The sequence below is a fragment of the Kitasatospora papulosa genome, from assembly GCF_000717245.1.
Lineage (GTDB): Bacteria > Actinomycetota > Actinomycetes > Streptomycetales > Streptomycetaceae > Streptomyces > Streptomyces papulosus.
Genome location: NZ_JNYQ01000001.1, coordinates 92,617 through 112,594 on the forward strand (window position 1 = coordinate 92,617; position 19,978 = coordinate 112,594).

A 19,978-nucleotide genomic window follows, 5' to 3' on the forward strand; every position below is an offset into this window, starting at 1 on the left:
ACGACAAGGAGGCGGCGTGACCAGCGACGCAGCCACCGCGACCAGCACCACGCGGACCACACCGCAGTCCGAAGGCGCCGAGCCGGAGAAGGAAGTGCCCGCGCTCGGGCTGGGCGTCTCGCTGCCGCCCGCCGACGCCCGCCCCAAGACCGAGGGCACGTTCCCGTACGCCGCCGACCTGTGGGCCGAGGGACTGCTGTGGGCGTCGATGCTGCGCTCCCCGCACCCGCACGCGCGCATCCTCTCGATCGACACCACGGCCGCCGTCGCCATGCCGGGGGTGCGCGCCGTCGTCACGCACGAGGACATCCCCGGAGACGGTTCGTACGGCCGCCGGGTCGTCGACCGGCCCGTGTTCGCCTCCGACCTCGTACGCCACCACGGTGAGGCGATCGCCGCGGTCGCCGCCGACCACCCCGACACCGCCCGGCTGGCCGCCGCCGCGATCGCGGTCGAGTACGAGGTGCTCGAACCGGTCACCGACCCCGAGAAGGCCTTCGCCGCCGAGCCCCTGCACCCCGACGGCAACCTCATCCGCCACATCCCGCTGCGCTACGGCGACCCGGACGCCGTCGGCGAGGTCATCGTCGAGGGCCTGTACCGCATCGGCCGTCAGGACCCGGCCCCGATCGGAGCCGAGGCCGGTCTCGCCGTGCCGCGCCCCGACGGGGGCGTCGAGCTCTACACCGCGTCCACCGACCCGCACACCGACCGCGACCTGGCCGCCGCCTGCTTCGGCCTGGACCCCGAGCGGGTCAAGGTCGTCGTGACCGGTGTCCCCGGAGCGACCGGCGACCGTGAGGACCCCGGCTTCCAGATCCCGCTCGGCCTGCTCGCCCTGCACACCGGCTGCCCCGTCAAACTGGCCGCCACCCGCGAGGAGTCCTTCCTCGGGCACGCCCACCGCCACCCGACCCTGCTGCGCTACCGCCACCACGCGGACGCGGAGGGCCGACTGGTCAAGGTCGAGGCACAGATCCTCCTCGACGCGGGTGCCTACGCCGACTTCTCGTCCGAGTCCCTCGCCGCCGCCGTGGCCTTCGCCTGCGGCCCGTACGTCGTCCCGCACGCCTTCATCGAGGGCTGGGCGGTCCGTACGAACAACCCGCCGTCCGGGCACGTCCGGGGCGAGGGCGCGATGCAGGTCTGCGCCGCCTACGAGGGCCAGATGGACAAGCTGGCGGCGAAGCTGGGCATCGACCCGGTCGAGCTCCGGCTGCGCAACGCCCTGTCCACCGGCGACATCCTCCCCACCAGCCAGACGGTGACGTGCCCGGCCCCCGTCGCCGAACTCCTCCGCGAGCTGAGCGACTTCCCGTTGCCGGTGCTCCCCAAGGACGACCCGGAGGACGACTGGCTGCTTCCCGGCGGCCTGGAGGGCGCCGGGGAGCCCGGGGCGGTCCGCAGGGGCGTCGGCTACGCCCTCGGCATGGTCCACATGCTCGGCGCGGAGGGCGCCGACGAGGTCTCCACCGCCACGGTGCGGGTCCACGACGGTGTCGCCACCGTCATCTGCGCGGCCGTCGAGACGGGCCAGGGCTTCACCACCCTCGCCCGGCAGATCGTCCAGGAGACCCTGGGTGTCGAAGAGGTCCACGTGGCGGCGGTGGACACCGACCAGCCCCCCGCGGGCCCGGCGACGCACGGCCGTCACACCTGGGTCTCGGGCGGTGCCGTAGAACGCGCCGCCAAGATGGTCCGCACCCAGCTCCTCCAGCCGCTGGCCCACAAGTTCGGCATGTCCACCGAGCTCCTCCAGATCGCCGACGGCAAGATCACCTCGTACGACGGTGTGCTGTCCACGACGGTCACGGAGGCGATGGACGGCAAGGAACTCTGGGCCACCGCCCAGTGCCGGCCCCACCCCACCGAACCGCTGGACGAGTTCGGGCAGGGCGACGCGTTCGTGGGACTGGCCTTCTGCGCGGTCCGCGCGGTGGTGGACGTCGACATCGAGCTCGGCTCGGTCCGGGTGGTCGAGATGGCCGTCGCCCAGGACGTCGGCCGGATCCTCAACCCGTCACAGCTGGCCACCCGCATCGAAGCGGGTGTCACCCAGGGCATCGGCGCCGCCCTCACGGAGAACCTCCGTACCGCCCGCGGACTGATCCGGCACCCGGACCTCACCGGGTACGCCCTCCCGACGACGCTGGACGCCCCGGACATCCACATCGTCAAGCTCGTCGAGGAACGCGACGTGGTGGCCCCCTTCGGCGCCAAGCCGGCCTCGGCGGTCCCGGTGGTCACGTCCCCGGCCGCGGTCGCCTCGGCGGTCCGCGCCGCGACCGGCCGCCCGGTCAACCGCCTCCCGATCCGCCCCCAGGCGGCGGTGGCCACGCCCAAGTCCTGAGCGGGGGCGGCGCCTGCCGGTTCGGCAGGCGCCGTCGGTCCGTCGGTACGAGGACACCGAGCCGGTAGCGGCCGACCGGGCGCGACGAAGAGGAACGCGGCGGCTACGGCGAACACGAAGACAGCCATGCGTGAACTTCCGTGACCTCACGCCCGGACAAGGTCCCAGACCATGCCGTTGTTCTACGCCCACGGCCCATCAGACCGACGGTCCTGGATGGTGGGACGGCGCGGCTCTCCTGGCTCTCACCGCACGGCGAGGTCACTCACAGGCCGCCGACCGCTCGACTGCCGTGGTGTAGTCGACGATCAGACTCTTCATGACCGTCTGGTCGTCGACGCCGGAGTCGGAGACCTGGACCACCGCGTAGAGGTCCTGCTCCGGGTGCTCCGACGAGGTGCAGGAAGAAGTCTTGCCGACGCCGGCCTTCCCGGTGTAGACGAAGCGCCCGTCGTCCGACAACGCCCCGTCGTCCGTGCCGGCGTATCCCTCCGAGACCGTCGCTGTGGTCTGCCCCTCGCTCCACCATGCTTGGGTGAGGCTCAGGGCCGCCTTGCCGTCAATGGACACGTTGCAGCGTGTCGCTCCGTCGTTCAGCCTCGACGTGGCCGACGAGATGGAGTCACCGCCGGGCAGCACGGCCTTCACCAGTGCGGGGTCCACGGGGGTCCCGCACAGCGACGCCGGCACGGTGTACGCCTTCTTGGGCGGGTCGTCGCCGGAGCACGCCGACAGGCTGGACGCGAGGACGACGGCGGCCGAGAGGGAGACGGCCGCGCTGATGAATCGGTGACGCCGGAGAGGTCCACGGACAGACAACGGGAGAGGCCTTTCAGGGTTCGGACGGGACGAGGACGGCGCGGCGGGCGCCGTCCCCGGGCATTCGGTCAGATGTCCGTCTTCAGGTGTGGCGACATGAAGTCGGTGTTCGTGCCCGCGGCCCGGAACCCGTCCTGGGCGGCCGCGCGTGCCTTCTCGTCGATGCTGGCATCCATCAGGTCGTCGCGCTTGTGCGCCTTGGCTGCGTTCTCCGCGGCCTGCTCCGTGTACCCCGCGTTCTGGTCGAGACCGCTTTCCCACTTCTCGCCCATGACGGAGCCCGCGTCGTCCTTGGCATGGCCCTCGGCGTCCTTGAAGAGGGCTTCGAGGACCATGCTGCTCGCCGTCCCCGCCACACCGCCGGCCACCGCACCGCCGACCGGGCTGGCGATGAACGACGTACCGACGCCGATGCCGGTGCCGATGCCTCCGGAGATGGCGTTCTTCCACTGCCCCACGGACTGATCGAACTTCTTGTCGGCCTCGTCGGCGGGGCCGGCGACAGCCTCCTGGCGGCCGATGGCCAGGGTGCCGGACACTTCGCCCGAACCATGGGCGATCTGTTCGACGGCGAACTGCGTGTCGTTCGAGTAGCGGGCTTCGGCCGGCAGGTCCGGGTTCATGTGGTAGTCCATGAGGTTGGCCATGTAGGCCTTGTTGGCCACTTCTACGGCCGCGTACCCCTCGGGGTTCTGCCCGACGGTCACCAACAAAGCGTTCACGTCACGGTGGTTGAGCGTCGCGGAGCTGCCGGCGACGGGGAACAGCCTGTTCGTGTCCTCGTCCTGGTCGTCCGTCATGGCCCGGTTGATGTCCGGCAGGTACTCCGAGGTGATCTGCCCGATGCTGTCCGACATGTAACTGTGATCCGTGAGACGTTCGTTGTTGTCCGAGACGGAGGACACGATGGACTCGAAGAGCTTGGTCTGCTGGTCGTTGTGGGCCGGAGTGTCCGCGGTCGGCAGTTCGCCCGCCGGGTGACCGGTCGTGGCGGCTTCCAGGGCGAGGGCGAGATTGTTGCGGCCGGTGTTGTCGTCGTCGCCGTGGAGGTTGCTCTCCTGCGGCCACTCCCGTTCCTCGAACAGGTACTGGAAGTTGGAGAGCGGGACCTTCCCGTTCTTGCCGTTGCCGTCCGTGTCGCGCTCGAAGGGGGAGTCGTCCTTGGAGACGAACTCCTCGTTGAAGAAGCCGGTCGCCGCGTCCGGGCTGTTCGACAGGCCCTTGAGGTAACCGGTCAGCGGGTCGTCTCCGCTGTCGTCACCGATCCGGTTGAGCCACGGATCCATTCCCATGTGCTGCCACGCCAAGTTGGCGTGATCACCGTTGCCGGTGAGCCTGCGTTCCGTCTCCATGAGCTTGGTGCCGTAGCTCTTGAGGAACTGGTCGTCGTAGTCGCCGGTGCGCATCAGGTTGCTCATGACCTGGAAGCCCATGGGGCCGCCGCCGTCCCGCCCGATGGGCTGGTCGCCGAGCTTGATCATGTTGCCCTTCCAGCTCGTCATGTCGGCGGAGTCGCTCTGCGTGGCGGTGGCGAGCGTCATCCCCAGGTTGCGCTGGAGGTCGTCGAACTTGTCGAGCCGTTCGTGGCCCAGGGACGGGTTCATGGCGGGGTCGTTGATGCCCTGCCAGAACTCGAGGGTCTTCTTGGGGCCGAGCTGTGTGGCGAACCGCTCGGAGAACAGCGGGTCGTCCTTGTACTTCTCCAGGCCGTTGTTGATCCTGTCGAATTCGGCGGGCGTGAGGTCCTTGGGATTCTTCGCCGCGATCTTGGCGAGGTCCTCCGCCGCCTGGACCGCGCCCGCCGCGGAGTCGCGGTCCTGGTAGTTGGCGTCCGAGAAGCCCATCTTGGCCTGATCGGCTATCGCGGTCAGAACCTTGCTCGCCGACTCGTCGCTCTCCGAGGCGTTCTTGAGGATCGCCTGCACCTCGTCGCGTAGCGCGGTGACATCGCTCTCGCTGTGCTCCGGGACGGAGGTGCCCCGGGCTGCCCGGTCCGGGTGGATGTTCATGGTGACGGTGAAACCGCCGCCGCCGGTGCTGGTGACGGTCAGATTCTTCTTCTGACCCCGGCTGATGGCGGCCTCGAGATCCTTCTTGTACTGGCGCAGCTCGTCCCGGGTGTCGGTAAGGATCTTGTGGATGGTGTTGGCCTGCGTGTGGGCATCTCCGAACTCGCCGGCTGTCTTGCCGACGAATTCCTTGGTGACCTGGGCGTTCAGACCGGTCCAGTCGGCCGAGTTGGCGGCCTTGTGCAGCCCGTCCTCTGCTTGTTTCTTCAGGTCGACGAGGTGCCGTACGAGCAGGCCCCAGTCCGAGACGGCCTCGTCGAGCGTGGTGAAGTTGGCGAAGCGCAGCGCGTCGAGATCCATGAGTTGCCGTTTCTCCTGTGTGCGTCTGTAATCGCGCCGTTACTTCTTCGGCTCGTACGCGGGGTTCTTCTTGCCCGGCTCGCCGACCCGCTCGTCGAATCCGGCATCCAAGGCGTCGATGCTGCTCACCGCCCGATGGATGTAGGTCTCATCCCCGGCGTGCACCTTCTTGGTGACCTGCATGTGGTTGGAGATGTGGGCACACGCGTCCATGAGCGACTTCAGCTGTTCGTCCCACCGGGTCGACACGTGCTTGAGCCCGCCGCCCAGCGCGAAGCCCTGACCACTCAGGTCGCCGGCGGCCTTGTCGCTGCTGGGAACGGCCACCCGGGCCTTGTTCCAGAGGTCGTCGTAGAGGCCGTGCGCCTGGCTGCCGATCTTCACCAGATCGCTGTGACCCACCTTGAGGTCGCCCGTTTGTCCCGGTAGAGCCGCAGATCCCCCGCCCCCGGGGTCGAGCTGGTTCAACTGCATTCCGGTCGACCGCTGATCGGCTGCGTTCGCCTTCAGTTGCTCCCACTCGTCCCATGCCATGGGTGATCCTTCCCCCGTCTGCTTGTCCTGCGCTTGCGCGCCCCGGTGGGCGCCCAGGCTTGCAGGCCAAGCTAGCAACCCGTTGAGACGTCCACGTGGGGCGGAGTCCGAATCCGCGAGCAGGGGGCGTGCGCATCTCGTGGAGACTTCGGAAGTGACGCGAATCGAATGTCCGAGCCGGGTTCAGCCGCATGGGGCAATTCGTTCATTGAAAGAGCCGAAGCGGACGGATGCACCGGACCCGCGTGCGTAACGGAACCCAAAGGCTCCGCCCTCAGCCCGAGACGGCCTGGGCATACGGCGACGGCCGCCCCGCGCCATGGGGGCGGCCGTCGCCTTTCGGGTTGTCCCGCGTGGAGACCGTGACCGGATTCGAACCGGTGTAACTCGAGTTGCAGTCGAGCCCCTGAGCCTCTCGGGCACACGGTCGAGGTGGTGTCGCTTCCCCGTGCTCACGACCGTACGGCCGGGGCGCGGGCGCCATCAAGGGACCGGGGCGCGCCGCAACGCGACTGCCATACGCCGTTCATGAACGGTGGCGGGACGGCGGGACCCGAAGCGCGCCTCCATGTCACTCCATGCCACGGACCGCCCCCGTGATGGCGCCCCGGCCGTCTTCTCCGGGAATTGCGGAAACCGTTATTGACCGCCCGGCGTCGGTGAAGAAGGAAGCGATACGGTGAGCGGGTCGGTGGCCGAAAGAGGTTGACGAAACGGCCTGCGCACAGGGAACAGGAGGAATTCGTGACGTTCGATCAGGAATGGGCCGAACTGCGCGAGGCGGCCGCCCGGCGGAGCGCCATGCGGCTCAACAGTGTTCCTGCCGAAGGCGGCAGTGGCGGGAGCGGCGACCTGGTCGTCAACCGGGACGAACTCGGAGCTATCGGGAATGACGCCTATGGCCTGAGGACGAGGCTGTCGAAGGAAGGTGACCTCGCTCGTCCGACGACCCATGAAGCAGGGGTCGCGCTCACCAACGGGAATTTCGCCTGTGGTGCGGCGGTGCTCAAGGTGAACGACTTCTGGCAGACCCATCTGAAGACTCTGCTGGATTCCTGTGCGCACATCTCGAACCACCTGGATTACACGAAGGCTCAGCACGCGAAGGACGAAGTGAAGATCGAAGGGGATCTGGCGCCGATCTCCAAGCTCACGGAATACATGAAGTAAGGCTCGGGGGAGTACGAACGTGTTGAATTACGAGGATATCGTCGACGCCCCGGTGGGCAAGCTGAAGGCCGCCGCCGACGACTGGTCGGAAATGGCGGGCAAGCTGGAGAAGCTCGCGGACGACGCCGCCGACGGGATGAAGGTCAAGGCCGACAAGGCGAACTGGGAAGGCCTCAACGCGGGTGTCACCAAGGCGTTCGTCGGCAAGACCGCCAAGGAGTTCGCGGATGCGGCGGCCGAGGCCAAGGGCGTGAAGGCGATTCTCGAAGAGGGCCACACTGCCATCAAGAAGGCCAAGGACGACCTGGTCAACATCCGGGACCACGAAGGACCCGCGGCAGGGATCCGCGTGGACGGCAGGGGCAAGGTCTTCGCGCGCCACCCGGTGGAGGACCTGCCTCCCCAGCAGAAGGCCCACGACCCCGACTATCCCGCGCTCGTGCAGCAGCAGAAGGAGAACGTCGCCTCCTGGCAGAAGAAGATCGACCTCATCGTCGACAACTGCAACGACACCGATGTCTCCTTCAAGAACTCCCTCGAAGCGAACGTCACCGACCGCAAGGACTTCAACGCCCCGAAGTACACCAAGATGGACCAGGAGGAGGCCGCCCGGGCCGCCGGTCTGGCCGCCAAGGGCCGCGACATCACGCACACCGAGCTGCAGCAGCTCAACGAGCTCCTGAAGGACAACGCGAAGTCGCCGGAGTTCTCGAAGAACTTCTACGAGAAGCTCGGTCCGGAGAAGTCGCTGGCGTTCTTCGGGCAGCTCTCCACGGACACCTACGAGTACGGCAAGGTCGACAAGGAGCGCCTCAAGGACGTCCAGGAACTGCAGAAGAACCTGGGACTCAACCTCGCCACCGCCTCGCACGACAAGGACTTCAGCGAGAAGTGGGGCCCCGAGCTCCGCAAGATGGGCACGGAGCGCATCCCGCTCGCCAAGCACGACTACAACGGGCCCTACGGCTATCAGCTGCTCGGCGGGATCATGCGGTACGGGAACTACGACAAGTCGTTCCTCAACCCGATCGCCGAGCACGTGGCGCAGCTGCACCAGAAGGACCCGTACATGTTCGCCGACAACAAGGTGGTGAACAGCCCGTTCAAGAACCCGTTCAACCCCTCGGGCGTCAACGGCGCGGGCTACGACCCGGCCACCGCCATGCTGGAGGCCCTGGGGAACAGCCCGGACGCGGCGAAGCACTTCTTCAACGATCCGCCGACCGCGTACAACGAGGACGGCACGGTCGACAAGGGCGCCACGGCGGACCTCGGCAAGAACGGCGAGACGCCGATCGACAACTACCTCGACTTCTTCGGCAACGAGAAGTGGGAGTCCTTCCCGGACGTCAACTCGCTGGACGAGGACGAGCTCAAGAACTCCCTCAACCAGATGCCCGACGCACTGGGCCACGCACTGGAGTCGGCCACCCTCGGCTACCCGGCCGGACACCCTGACGCGAGCGTGGTACGGGACGCCGACAACGCGGCGGTCATGCAGCAGGTCATGGAGAAGTACGGGGCGGACGCCGGCCTGCTCAAGGAGCAGGAGGCGATGTCCGACAGCCTGGGCACCATGGGCGCAGGCTACATCGACGACATCAACTGGGCGCTGGACAAGGGCGACCCGGACAGTGTGTTCGCCCCCAAGGACTCGGACGGGCGCATCGACTTCCAGGACGACGAGGAGGGCAGGAGCGTCACGCGGGGCTTCCTCAGCGCCCTCGGCCAGCATCCGGACGCCTACGCGACGGTGTCGGCCGCAGAAGAGGTGTACACGCGGAGTGTGCTGGAGAACCAGGTCGACTCCGACGGAGTGATCGACAAGGGCAGTGCCCGGTCGGCCGTGCACGTCGGCGCGGAGGTCCAGGGCATGCTCGACCAGTCCCGGGCCGACCAGGTCCAGGCCGACAACATGAAGAGCCACGAGGACTACGAGAAGGCCGTGGCCAAGCGCTCCGGGTGGGTCGAGTTCGGCGCGGCGGCGGGTATCGCCGCGGGCGTCGCCTTCCTGCCGGCCACCGCGGCGGTCGGAACGGCCGCCGTGCTCATCCCCCTGGCCACCGACACGGCCAGCGGCGGGGCGGAGCAGCTCATCGGGCAGTTCATCGGTGACATGTCGGACAACTCGGTCGACGCGAACAAGGAGAAGGCCGAGGAGCTGACCAGGGAGGAATGGAACAAGATCTATCGGGCCGGCGAGTCCATGGCCGAAGCACCGATGGAGGAGTTCCTCGCCCGCAACACCGGGGACTCGGACGAGGACAAGGTATTCCGCCAGGACATGAAGGAGTCCATGAGGCTCGGCTACTCGACCGGTAACGACCGGGAGAACCAGCAGGGCCAGGATCCGGAAACGGGCTGACGAGAACATGGGTACCGGTGGAGGGATGAGGATCGTGGGACTGGCACGGGCAGGGCGCCTGACAGCCGCCGTCGGCCTGGTCGTCGCGGGCGCAGGCCTTGTGGCCTGCGGCTCGGACGCGGAGACGGGCAAGAGCACCGAGAAGACCTTCGTGGGGGCCGACAAGGTCTGCGGCGGTCTGTTCGACGCGTCCTTGGCGAAGAAGGTCGAGGCGGTCACGGCGGACTCGGAGTTCTTCGACAAGGGCGCGGGCGGCCTGGAGGACGTCGTCGAGGCGCTGACACGCGGATACGAGTCGGGGCGCAGTTCGGCCACCGGGGCGGACCTGTGCGAGCTCAGCCCCAAGGGGGGCGGAGCGGGCGACGGAGCGTCGGTCACGTTCTCCATGTACGCCCCGCAGGACGTGAAGGACCCGAGGGCCGGCTCCGGCACGGTGTTCTACACGATGGGCAAGAGGTCCGAGGCGAGGGGCACCGGAGCCTCGCTCTACCTCGAGTGCGTGAGTCCGCGTCTCAAGGGCTCGGAGACAAAACCCCTGCGCGTCTACGGGAGCTTCACGGTCGGGGAGAGCGATGCCCCGGACACACCCGAGACCCGTGACGCCAATCTGGAGATTCTTCACACCGGGGCTCTCTCCGTGGTGAAGGAGCTGGGCTGTGAGAACAACGCGGGGCTGCCCGGCACACCGGATCTCACACCGAAGTAGGTGCCGGGGGCCCGCATCCCTGTCACGCGGCGACGGCCGCCCCACGCCATGGGGCGGCCGTCGCGCTCCGCCGGAGGCCGTACGGGGCCCCGGGGAACGGGCCGAGGGGCCGGGCGGGCCGGAACGTGCCGGCCGTGTCCATGGACGGCAGGTCCGGGCGTGATCGTGGTCGTACGACGAAGGGACCAGCCGGGTACCGCCCACCGACAGGGGTCACCCGCAGCCGTGGCCCTTACTCTGGGGCTCATGACTGCCCTGGAACCCCGTGACGCCGAGGTCACGGCCGCCCTCGTGGAGACGACCACCGCACCCGTTCCCACGGAGGGCGTGCTCGGGCGTACGTACAGGGCTCTCAGCATCGGCATCGTGTCCGTCGTCCTGCTCATCGCCTTCGAGGCGACCGCCGTCGGGACGGCCATGCCGGTCGCCGCCCGGGAACTGCACGGCATTCCGCTGTACGCCTTCGCGTTCTCCGCGTACTTCACCACCAGCCTCTTCGCCATGGTGCTCTCCGGGCAGTGGGCCGACCGGCGGGGGCCGCTCGCGCCGCTCGCCACCGGGATCGGCGCCTTCGGGGCGGGACTGCTGCTCTCCGGTACCGCGGGCGGCATGTGGACGTTCATCGCGGGCCGGGCCGTCCAGGGCATCGGCGGCGGCCTCGTCATCGTGGCGCTGTACGTGGTCATCGGGCGGGCCTATCCCGAGCGGATCCGGCCGAGCATCATGGCCGCGTTCTCGGCCGCCTGGATCGTGCCGTCCGTCGTCGGACCGCTCGCCTCGGGCACGGTGACCGAACATCTCGGATGGCGCTGGGTCTTCGTGGGCATCCCGGTGCTGATACTCCTGCCCCTCGGCCTCGCCCTGCCCGCGATCCGGCGGATGGCGGGCGGCCCCGCCGACACCGAGGCCGCCGCGGAGCCCTTCGACGCACGCCGTATCCGGCTCGCGCTCGGAATCTCGGCCGGTGCCGGGCTGCTCCAGTACGCCGGGCAGGAGCTCAGGTGGCTGTCCCTGGTCCCGGCGCTCGCCGGCGCCGCCCTGCTCGTCCCCGCCGTGCGCGGGCTGCTGCCCAGGGGCACCATGCGGGCGGCGCGAGGGCTGCCCGCGGTGATCCTGCTCCGGGGGATCGCCGCCGGCTCGTTCATCGTCGCCGAGTCCTTCGTCCCGCTGATGCTGGTGACCCAGCGCGGGCTCTCCCCGACCCTCGCCGGCCTCTCCCTGGCGGCGGGCGGCCTGACCTGGGCGCTCGGCTCATGGGTCCTCGCCAGGCCCCGGACGGAGCCGCACCGGGGGGCTCTGATGGTGGCGGGCATGGTGCTCGTGGCGGCAGCGATCGTCGCCGCGCCGAGCGTGCTCATCGAGGCGGTGCCGGTGTGGACGCTGGCCGCGGTCTGGGGCGTCGGATGCTTCGGCATGGGCATCGTGATCGCGTCGACGAGTGTGCTCCTCCTGCAGTTGTCCGCCCCTCAGGACGCGGGGGCGAACTCCGCCGCCCTGCAGATCTCCGACGGGCTCGCCAACGTGCTGCTGCTCGCGGCGGGCGGCGCTGCCTTCGCCGCCCTCGGCGGGGGCGCGGTGGGCGCGGCGCACGGCGCCGTGGGCGGCGGCGGTGCGGCGGCGCATCCCGGGGCCTTCACCGTCGTCTTCCTGCCGATGGCGGCGGTGGCGCTGGCCGGGGTGTGGGTGGCCAGCCGGGTGAAGGAAGCCTAGGTACCCTGCGGTGCCCCGTGGGCCTCGCCTGTGAAGAGAGTCTCAGCGGCATCGGACGGCGGCCGTTCCGTACGAGGTCCGGCGCCGCCCGCCGGTAGGGTGGCCCGGTTGTCGTATCGCGTACGGGCTGCCCGCGGCCCGCACGGAAAGCGCCCCACGTACCCGAGTGCCCCGAACCGGAGACCGTGACTACTACCGCCTCCCACCACCTCTCACCCGCTTTTCCCGGCCGCGCCCCCTGGGGGACCGCCGGGAAGCTGCGAGCCTGGCAGCAGGGTGCCATGGAGAAGTACATCCAGGAGCAGCCGCGCGACTTCCTCGCGGTCGCCACCCCCGGCGCAGGCAAGACGACCTTCGCGCTGACCCTCGCCTCGTGGCTGCTGCACCACCACGTGGTGCAGCAGATCACCGTCGTGGCGCCCACCGAGCACCTCAAGAAGCAGTGGGCGGAGGCAGCCGCCCGCATAGGGATCAAGCTGGACCCCGACTACAGCGCCGGGCCCGTGAGCAAGGAGTACCACGGCGTCGCGATCACGTACGCCGGCGTCGGCGTGCGCCCCATGCTGCACCGCAACCGCTGCGAGCAGCGCAAGACGCTCGTGATCCTCGACGAGATCCACCACGCCGGTGACTCGAAGTCCTGGGGTGAGGCGTGCCAGGAGGCGTTCGACCCGGCGACCCGGCGGCTCGCCCTCACGGGTACGCCGTTCCGCTCCGACACGAACCCGATCCCGTTCGTGGCGTACGAGGAGGGCAACGACGGCATCCGCCGCTCCTCGGCCGACTACACCTACGGCTACGGCAACGCGCTCTCCGACGGCGTCGTGCGGCCCGTGATCTTCCTCAGCTACAGCGGGAACATGCGCTGGCGCACCAAGGCAGGGGACGAGATCGCCGCACGGCTCGGCGAGCCGATGACCAAGGACGCCATCGGGCAGGCCTGGCGCACCGCGCTCGCACCGACCGGTGACTGGATCCCCAACGTGCTGGCCGCCGCCGACAAGCGGCTGACCGAGGTGCGCAAGGGCATCCCGGATGCCGGCGGGCTCGTCATCGCGACGGACCAGGAGTCGGCGCGCGCCTACGCCAAGATCCTCAAGTCGGTCACCGGGGAGAAGCCGACGGTGGTCCTCTCCGACGAGAAGGCCGCGTCCAAGAACATCGACAGGTTCAGCCAGGACGGGTCGCGCTGGATGGTCGCGGTCCGGATGGTGTCGGAAGGCGTCGACGTGCCGCGCCTCGCGGTCGGCGTGTACGCGACGACCATCTCCACCCCGCTCTTCTTCGCCCAGGCCGTCGGCCGTTTCGTGCGGTCGCGGAGGCGCGGCGAGACCGCGTCGGTGTTCCTGCCGACCATCCCGATGCTGCTCGACTTCGCGAACGAGATGGAGGTCGAGCGCGACCACGTGCTCGACAAGCCCAAGAAGGGCAGCGACGAGGAGAACCCGTTCGCGGAGGAGGACCAGCTCCTCGCCGACGCGGAGAAGCTGGAGGACGAGGAGACCGAGGACCAGCTGCCCTTCGAGGCGCTGGAGTCCGACGCGGTCTTCGACCGGGTGCTGTACGACGGTGCCGAGTTCGGTATGCAGGCGCACCCGGGCAGCGAGGAGGAGCAGGACTACCTGGGCATCCCGGGCCTCCTGGAGCCCGACCAGGTGCAGCTGCTGCTCCAGAAGCGGCAGACCCGGCAGATCGCGCACAGCCGCCAGAAGCCGGCCGCGGAGGCCGACCTCCTGGAGAAGGCCGCGGAGGAGCGGCCGGTGGTCACGCACAAGAAGCTGCTGGAACTCCGCAAGCAGCTCAACACGATGGTGTCGGCGTACACGCACCAGAGCGGCAAGCCGCACGGCGTGATCCACACCGAGCTGCGGCGGGTCTGCGGCGGTCCGCCGAGCGCCGAGGCGACGGCCGGACAGATCCAGGACCGGATCAAGAAGGTCCAGGAGTGGGCCACGCGGATGCGGTGAGCCGGACCCGGGCGGCCCGGGGCGCGGGCGGCACGTTCCGCCCGTGTCCCGGCCTCCGGTCCGCGCCCCGGCTGTCCGGTGTCGGAGGGGGAGAGGCGCGCCGCCGCGTCGGCGGGGGCGCGTGGGCGCGTGCCGAGCGCCGGGACCGAAAATTTTTTTCGCGCTCCTATTCACGGTGAGTTAACAATCGTTCACGTCTGATGCACGGAGCGTTGCCGCCGCGTCACCCGACTTGAACGCGCGTAGATGTTCGCGTTCCGGACGGTCCGCCGCTGACCGGCGGTTATGCGGCGCCGTTTCAAGGGGCGCCCGGATTCTGGACGAGGTCTTCCGCTGAGCGGACCCTCTCGCTAATCTCCCCGAAACATGAACGCCCCGTGGCAATGTGGCCGCGGAGCGCAGCCGGTGCCATGGCCAGTCGGCGGCCTCTCGGTGCGTCGCCGTGGGACCGGCGTCGGTACCCCGGAGACAACCGCCCCGCTCACCACGAGGGAGAGGGCGTCGTGACCGCGGAGACTTCTCAGACGCTCGACCGGGGACTGCGCGTCCTCAAGCTGCTCGCCGATACCGACCACGGCCTGACCGTCACCGAGTTGTCGAACAAACTCGGCGTCAACCGCACCGTGGTCTACCGACTGCTCGCCACCCTGGAACAGCACGCGCTCGTCCGGCGTGACCTGGGCGGCCGGGCCCGAGTGGGTCTGGGCGTGCTGCGCCTGGGCCGGCAGGTGCATCCGCTCGTCCGGGAGGCGGCCCTGCCCGCGCTGCGTTCCCTGGCCGAGGACATAGGGGCCACCGCACACCTCACCCTCGTCGACGGGACGGACGCGCTCGCGGTCGCCGTCGTCGAGCCGACCTGGACCGACTACCACGTGGCCTACCGGGCCGGATTCCGCCACTCCCTGGACCGGGGTGCGGCGGGCCGGGCCATCCTCACCGCCCGGCAGAAGACAGTCGACCACCCCGGCTACACCCTCACGCAGGGCGAGCTCGAAGCCGGTGCCTGCGGCGCGGCCGCGCCGTTGGTCGGGGTCTCCGGGGTGGAGGGCAGCGTGGGCGTCGTGATGCTCGCGGACGCCGTCCCGGAACGGGTCGGCCCGCGCGTCCTCGACGCGGCCCGTGAGGTCGCCGACGCCCTGCGGTAGGCACACGCTCCGACGTCGCCGGCTCCGACCGCCCGTGCGGTCGGAGCCGGCGACGGGTGGCGGTTAGATTGGTCGGGTGGCCATTCGTCTCTCCCGCCCCCGCGCCCTCGCGCTCTGCGCGCTGCCCGTACTCGCCCTGTTCGGCACGGCGGCCTTCGCGCCCCTGCCGTTCACCGTGGCGCAGCCCGGCAGCACCGCCGACGTCCTGGGGGACGACAAGGGGAAGCCGGTCATCACGATCACGGGCACGCCCACCCGGACCACCGACGGCGAGCTGCGGATGACGACGATCCTGGCGACCGCGCCCACGGCCGACGTCGGCGTCGCGGATGTCGTCGACAGCTGGTTCAGGACGGACCGGGCGGTCATGCCGCGCGACTCCGTCTACCCGACCGGCGGCTCCGAGAAGGAGATCGAGCGGCACAACCTCCAGGACATGGAGAAGTCGCAGAACGTCGCCGTCGACGCGGCCCTGGAGTACCTGGACAAGAAGCCCGGCTCCGTGGACGTCACCCTGCACCTCGCCGACGTCGGCGGCCCCAGCGCGGGCCTGTTCTTCTCCCTGGGCATCATCGACAAGCTGGTCGGCAACGGCTCCGGCGGTGACCTGACCGGCGGCCGTACGGTCGCGGGAACCGGGACGATCGAGGCGGACGGCACGGTCGGCGCGGTAGGCGGGGTCTCCCTCAAGACGCAGGCCGCCCACCGCGACGGGGCGACCGTCTTCCTCGTGCCGAAGGCCGAGTGCAAGCAGGCCAAGGCCGAGCGGCCCGACGGACTGCGGCTCATCCCCGTCACGACGCTCTCGAGCGCGGTGTCCTCGCTGCGTGCCCTGGACCAGGGGGGCAAGGTCCCGAGCTGCTGACCTGCGGCTCCTGATCAGGACCGGCGGCCGGAAGCCTGTGACCTGCGGCTCCAGACCAGACCGACGGCCTGTGACCTGCGCATCCCGACCAGACCGACGGCCGGAGGCCCGTGACCTCCGGCTGCCGACCCGGTCTGCCGACCTGCGCCGGCACCTCCGGGAGCAGGCACCGGCCGGTCCGTGACCGCAACGGGACCGGGGCCGCGTCCTCGCGGGCCCCGGCCGCGCTTCCGCTCAGCCCTCCTTGATGAATCCTTCCTTCAGCAGCCAGTCCTTCGCGACCTCGTGAGGGTCCTCCCCGTCCACGTCCACCTTGGAGTTCAGCTCCTGCGCGAGCGGGGTCGTCAGCTTCTCGGTGACCGGGGCCAACAGCTCCGCGATCTCCGGGTACTTGTCCAGGGTCGCCGTGTGGATCGCCGGTGCGGCGTTGTAGTTGGGAAAGAACTGCTTGTCGTCCTCCATGACGTCCAGGTTCATCGCCTTGATCCGGCCGTCCGTGGTGTACACCTCGCCCAGCAGGCAGGAGTTGGACTCGGACACCTGGGTGTAGATGATCCCCGCGTCCATCTTCTGGATATTCGAGGCGGGCAGATTCATCCCGTACTTCTTCTGCATGCCGGGCAGTCCGTCGTCGCGGGAGGCGAACTCGTTCTCCACGCAGACCGTCACGGCCTTCGGGTCCTTCTTCGCGAGCGCGGCCACGTCCGACAGCGTCTTCAGGTGGTACTTCGCGTTGTTCTTCTTGCTGATGGCCAGCGCGTAGGTGTTGTCCAGGGTGGACGGCGGGAGCCAGGTCACCCCGTTGCCCTTGTCCTCGTCGCGGACCACCTCGTACTGCTTCTGCGGGTCGACGACCGGTTCGGCGTGGCCCAGGTAGGTGATCCACGCCGTGCCCGTGTAGTCGTACAGTGCGTCCGCCTCGCCCTTCACGACCGCCTCACGGGAGCTGATCGACCCGGGCAGGTTCGTCCGGTCCAGCACCTCGGCACCGGCCGCCTTGAAGAGCAGGCCCATGATCTGCCCGAGGATGATGTTCTCGCTGAAGTTCTTCGAGGTCACCGTCAGCGACGCGCCCTTGAGCGGCTGTCCCTTTCCGAGCGATCCCGGTCGCACGTCGTCCACCAGCGGAGACCCGCTCTTCAGCCCGCACCCCGTGAGCAGGAGGGCGAGCGCGGCCGTCGATGCCAGGCCCGTACGTACCCTCACGCTTCCTCCAGTCCGCGCGGCGTCAGCCACAGTTCGGCCAGCGACGCCAGCCAGTCCACCAGCAGCGCCAGCACCACCGTCAGCACGGAGCCGAGCACCAGCACGGGCATACGCTGCGTCTGGATACCGGAAGTGATCAGGTCGCCGAGTCCGCCGCCGCCTCCGAAGGTGGCGAGCGTCGCCGTGCCCACGTTCAGCACCAGCGCCGTCCGCACGCCCGCGAGGATCAGCGGGACCGCGAGGGGCAGTTCGACCTTGGTGAGGGTGCCCAGCGCCGACATGCCGATGCCCCGGGAGGCCTCGACGAGGGTCGGCTCGATGGCGTTCAGCCCCGCCACCGTGTTGGAGAAGACGGGCAGCACCGCGTAGATCACCATGCCGATGATCGCGGTCGACGGGCCGATGCCCAGCCAGATCACCAGCAGGGCCAGCAGCCCGATGGCGGGTGTGGCCTGCCCGATGTTGGCGAGGGTCGTGACGCCGGGGGCCGCCTTCTTCAGGCCGCGCCGGGTCATCGCGATGCCGAGCGGGATCGCGATGATCAGCACCCAGAAGGTGGAGATCGCGGTCAGCTTGACGTGCTGCCACCAGCGGACCTCGACGATGTCCCCGGCCAGCGAGTTCTTCGCGATCGAGTCGAGTTCGACGTTGGAGATCCACAGGTAGGTCGCGACCAGGACGACCGTGAGGACGGCCGGCACCAGGACGAGCTTCTTCCAGGTGATCCGGCGCGCCGGGGCGGCCTGCCGCGGGGAGGGCTCGGCCTCCTCGTCACGGAAGGCGTGCCCGCCGACGTCGTGCTCTCCGGGGGGCCGTGCTCCCTTGGGGGGAGCCTGATGACTGGGGGTCATAGCCCGCTGCCACCGCCCTCCTGCTCCTGCTCCGTCCGGTGGACGCGCAGCTCCTCCAGGTCGTGCTCGTGCTCCATGGCGGCGAGGCGGTCGGCCTCCAGGAGCTCCTGGACGGAGTTCATCAGGGTGTGCATGTCGACGACGCCGATGAACTCACCGCGCCGCCCGGTCACGGCGACCCGCCCGCCGCTGTCCGTCAGCACCGCCTCCAGCGCGTCGTGCAGCGTCGCGTCCCGGGTCACGGTGTCGTGCACCAGCTGTCCGGCCCTGGCGAGCGAACCCTTGGCGCGCATCAGATCGCCGCGCCGCAGCCACTTGTAGGGCCGGTTGCGGCGGTCCAGCATCAGCAGTTCGCTGTGCCGGCCGTCCCGCAGCTTGTCGAAGATCGACTGGAGCGGGTCCTCGACGGTCACCGTGGGGAAGTCGGCGATCCCCACGTCCCGCACACGGGTCAGGTTGAGCCGCTTCAGTGCCGCGCCCGCGCCCACGAAACCGGAGACGAAGTCGTCGGTCGGGTTGGTGAGGATGGCCTCGGGCGTGTCGAACTGCGCGATGTGCGAACGCTCCCGGAGCACCGCGATCCGGTCGCCCAGCTTGATGGCCTCGTCGAAGTCGTGGGTGACGAAGACGATCGTCTTGTGCAGTTCGTGCTGGAGCCGGATCAGCTCGTCCTGGAGGTGGTCGCGGGTGATCGGGTCGACCGCCCCGAACGGCTCGTCCATCAGCAGCACCGGCGGGTCCGCGGCCAGGGCCCGGGCCACCCCCACGCGCTGCTGCTGGCCGCCGGAGAGCTGGCGCGGGTACCGCCCGTGGAACTCCCGGGGGTCCAGCCCGACGAGGTCGAGCATCTCCTCGACCCGGTCCTTCACCCCGGACTTCGACCAGCCCGTCATCTTCGGTACGAGGGCGATGTTCTCCGCGACCGTCATGTGCGGGAAGAGACCGGAGGACTGGATGGCGTAACCGATCTTGCGGCGCAGCTTCACCGGGTCCATGTCGGTGACGTCCTCGTCGTTGATCCTGATCCGCCCGGACGTCGGCTCGATCAGGCGGTTGATCATCTTGAGGGTGGTGGACTTCCCGCAGCCGGAGGGGCCCACGAGGATGACGGTCTCACCGGCCTTGATGTCCATGGACACCTCCTCCACCGCGGGGGTGGGGCTGCCCGGGTAGGACTTGGAGAGGTTCTCCAGCTGGATGGTGGCACCGGAGGTGCTCGCGGGGCGGGGCGGGGCCGACTCCGTCGACCCGGTGACGGTCTCAGGCACGGATCCCCCTAGGGATGGTGAGCCGTCCGAGAAGCACGTAGGCGGCGTCGAAGAGCAGAGCGAGGATGACGATGCCGATCGTGCCGGCGAGGACCTTGTTGATGGCGTTTGCGCTTCCCAGTGAGGCGAGGCCACCGAAGATCTCGTTGCCGAGTCCGGGGCCCGAGGCGTAGGCGGCGATGGCGGCGATGCCCATCAGCATCTGGGTGGAGACCCGGATGCCGGTGAGGATGGGGGGCCACGCGAGGGGCAGTTCGACCTTGAGGAGCCGTCGTGTCCTGGACATCCCGATGCCCTTGGCGGCGTCGACGAGCGACGGGTCGACCCCGCGCAGCCCGACGATGCAGTTGCGGACGATGGGCAGCAGCCCGTACAGCGTCAGGATGATCACGGTGGGCGGGACTCCCAGGCCGACCAGGGGGATCAGCAGACCGATCGCGGCGAGCGAGGGAATGGTGAGGATCGCCGAGGTGGACGTGATCGCCAGGGATCCGCCCCAGTTGCTCCGATAGCTGACGACACCGATCAGGACGCCGAGAAGAGTGGCGATGACCATGCACTGGAAGACGGCGCTGGCGTGCTGATACGTGTCGGTGAGCAGTTGCTGGTGGCGGGTGCCCACATACTCCCAGAAGTTCACATGTTGCTCCGTA

Annotated in this window: 15 protein-coding genes and 1 tRNA gene; 8 read left to right on the plus strand and 8 right to left on the minus strand. The window is 69.3% G+C overall.

Translation table 11 applies throughout. The features are described 5' to 3' along the window. The first annotated feature begins 16 nt into the window (after nucleotides 1-16). The gene (locus IA22_RS0100345) at nucleotides 17-2,350 is read left to right on the plus strand and encodes a xanthine dehydrogenase family protein molybdopterin-binding subunit (protein ID WP_030122380.1); all 2,334 of its coding nucleotides are present in this window, start codon (nucleotides 17-19) and stop codon (nucleotides 2,348-2,350) included. A gap of 261 nt (nucleotides 2,351-2,611) precedes the next feature. Here the strand turns inward: IA22_RS0100345 and IA22_RS0100350 are convergent, their stop codons facing one another. From IA22_RS0100350 to IA22_RS0100365, 4 genes are all read right to left on the minus strand, one after another. Next, entirely contained in the window at nucleotides 2,612-3,169 is a 558-nt protein-coding gene (locus IA22_RS0100350) for a hypothetical protein (protein ID WP_030122381.1), read from the minus strand. 68 nt (nucleotides 3,170-3,237) lie between these two features. Next, complete coding sequence (locus IA22_RS0100355; protein WP_030122383.1) at nucleotides 3,238-5,538, minus strand: hypothetical protein; 2,301 nt, start codon at nucleotides 5,536-5,538, stop codon at nucleotides 3,238-3,240. Nucleotides 5,539-5,577: 39 nt separating this feature from the next. Next, nucleotides 5,578-6,072: a hypothetical protein gene (locus IA22_RS0100360; protein WP_015577376.1), complete on the minus strand. Its 495-nt coding sequence runs from the start codon at nucleotides 6,070-6,072 to the stop codon at nucleotides 5,578-5,580. 354 nt (nucleotides 6,073-6,426) lie between these two features. Then, a tRNA-Cys gene (locus tag IA22_RS0100365) sits at nucleotides 6,427-6,501 on the minus strand. A 315-nt stretch (nucleotides 6,502-6,816) separates the two neighbouring features. Between IA22_RS0100365 and IA22_RS0100370 the strand changes: the two genes are divergently transcribed. The 7 genes from IA22_RS0100370 (at nucleotide 6,817) to IA22_RS0100400 (ending at nucleotide 16,000) form a co-directional block, all read left to right on the plus strand. Further along, entirely contained in the window at nucleotides 6,817-7,242 is a 426-nt protein-coding gene (locus IA22_RS0100370; protein ID WP_014155986.1) for a hypothetical protein, read from the plus strand. A gap of 19 nt (nucleotides 7,243-7,261) precedes the next feature. Then, entirely contained in the window at nucleotides 7,262-9,607 is a 2,346-nt protein-coding gene (locus tag IA22_RS0100375; RefSeq protein ID WP_030122385.1) for a DUF6571 family protein, read from the plus strand. 25 nt (nucleotides 9,608-9,632) lie between these two features. Continuing rightward, a complete protein-coding gene (locus tag IA22_RS0100380) occupies nucleotides 9,633-10,313 on the plus strand; it encodes a hypothetical protein (protein WP_051694750.1) in 681 nt (226 codons plus the stop codon). 246 nt (nucleotides 10,314-10,559) lie between these two features. After that, a complete protein-coding gene (locus IA22_RS0100385) occupies nucleotides 10,560-12,023 on the plus strand; it encodes an MFS transporter (protein WP_030122387.1) in 1,464 nt (487 codons plus the stop codon). 185 nt (nucleotides 12,024-12,208) lie between these two features. Beyond that, on the plus strand, nucleotides 12,209-13,990 hold the full coding sequence (locus tag IA22_RS0100390; RefSeq protein WP_014155990.1) for a DEAD/DEAH box helicase: 1,782 nt from the start codon (nucleotides 12,209-12,211) through the stop codon (nucleotides 13,988-13,990). Between the two features lie 503 nt (nucleotides 13,991-14,493). Next, nucleotides 14,494-15,135 carry an IclR family transcriptional regulator gene (locus IA22_RS0100395; protein ID WP_014155991.1) on the plus strand — a complete coding sequence of 214 codons (642 nt, stop codon included), beginning with the start codon at nucleotides 14,494-14,496 and terminating at the stop codon, nucleotides 15,133-15,135. A gap of 76 nt (nucleotides 15,136-15,211) precedes the next feature. Next, complete coding sequence (locus IA22_RS0100400) at nucleotides 15,212-16,000, plus strand: S16 family serine protease (protein ID WP_014155992.1); 789 nt, start codon at nucleotides 15,212-15,214, stop codon at nucleotides 15,998-16,000. Between the two features lie 234 nt (nucleotides 16,001-16,234). On the opposite strand, the gene IA22_RS0100405 is transcribed toward IA22_RS0100400, so the two are convergent. Genes IA22_RS0100405 through IA22_RS0100420 form a run of 4 tightly spaced genes read right to left on the minus strand, consistent with a single transcriptional unit; the run spans nucleotide 16,235 to nucleotide 19,965 of the window. Then, nucleotides 16,235-17,206, minus strand: a complete 972-nt coding sequence (locus tag IA22_RS0100405) for a glycine betaine ABC transporter substrate-binding protein (protein WP_014155993.1) — start codon at nucleotides 17,204-17,206, stop codon at nucleotides 16,235-16,237. Beyond that, complete coding sequence (locus IA22_RS0100410) at nucleotides 17,203-18,057, minus strand: ABC transporter permease (protein ID WP_014155994.1); 855 nt, start codon at nucleotides 18,055-18,057, stop codon at nucleotides 17,203-17,205. The genes IA22_RS0100405 and IA22_RS0100410 overlap by 4 nt, the downstream gene beginning before the upstream one ends. Continuing rightward, a complete protein-coding gene (locus IA22_RS0100415; protein WP_014155995.1) occupies nucleotides 18,054-19,325 on the minus strand; it encodes a betaine/proline/choline family ABC transporter ATP-binding protein in 1,272 nt (423 codons plus the stop codon). The genes IA22_RS0100410 and IA22_RS0100415 overlap by 4 nt, the downstream gene beginning before the upstream one ends. Next, nucleotides 19,318-19,965 (minus strand): ABC transporter permease, encoded by a 648-nt coding sequence (locus IA22_RS0100420; RefSeq protein ID WP_014155996.1) that lies wholly within the window; start codon nucleotides 19,963-19,965, stop codon nucleotides 19,318-19,320. The genes IA22_RS0100415 and IA22_RS0100420 overlap by 8 nt, the downstream gene beginning before the upstream one ends. Nucleotides 19,966-19,978 lie beyond the last annotated feature (13 nt).

What these genes read in the sequence shown, in the direction of transcription:
- IA22_RS0100355 (WP_030122383.1), bottom strand. Translation starts at nt 5,538, where the DNA reads ATGGATCTCGACGCGCTGCGCTTCGCCAACTTCACCACGCTCGACGAG.
- IA22_RS0100360 (WP_015577376.1), bottom strand. Translation starts at nt 6,072, where the DNA reads ATGGCATGGGACGAGTGGGAGCAACTGAAGGCGAACGCAGCCGATCAG.
- IA22_RS0100380 (WP_051694750.1), top strand. Translation starts at nt 9,633, where the DNA reads ATGAGGATCGTGGGACTGGCACGGGCAGGGCGCCTGACAGCCGCCGTC.
- IA22_RS0100385 (WP_030122387.1), top strand. Translation starts at nt 10,560, where the DNA reads ATGACTGCCCTGGAACCCCGTGACGCCGAGGTCACGGCCGCCCTCGTG.
- IA22_RS0100410 (WP_014155994.1), bottom strand. Translation starts at nt 18,057, where the DNA reads ATGACCCCCAGTCATCAGGCTCCCCCCAAGGGAGCACGGCCCCCCGGA.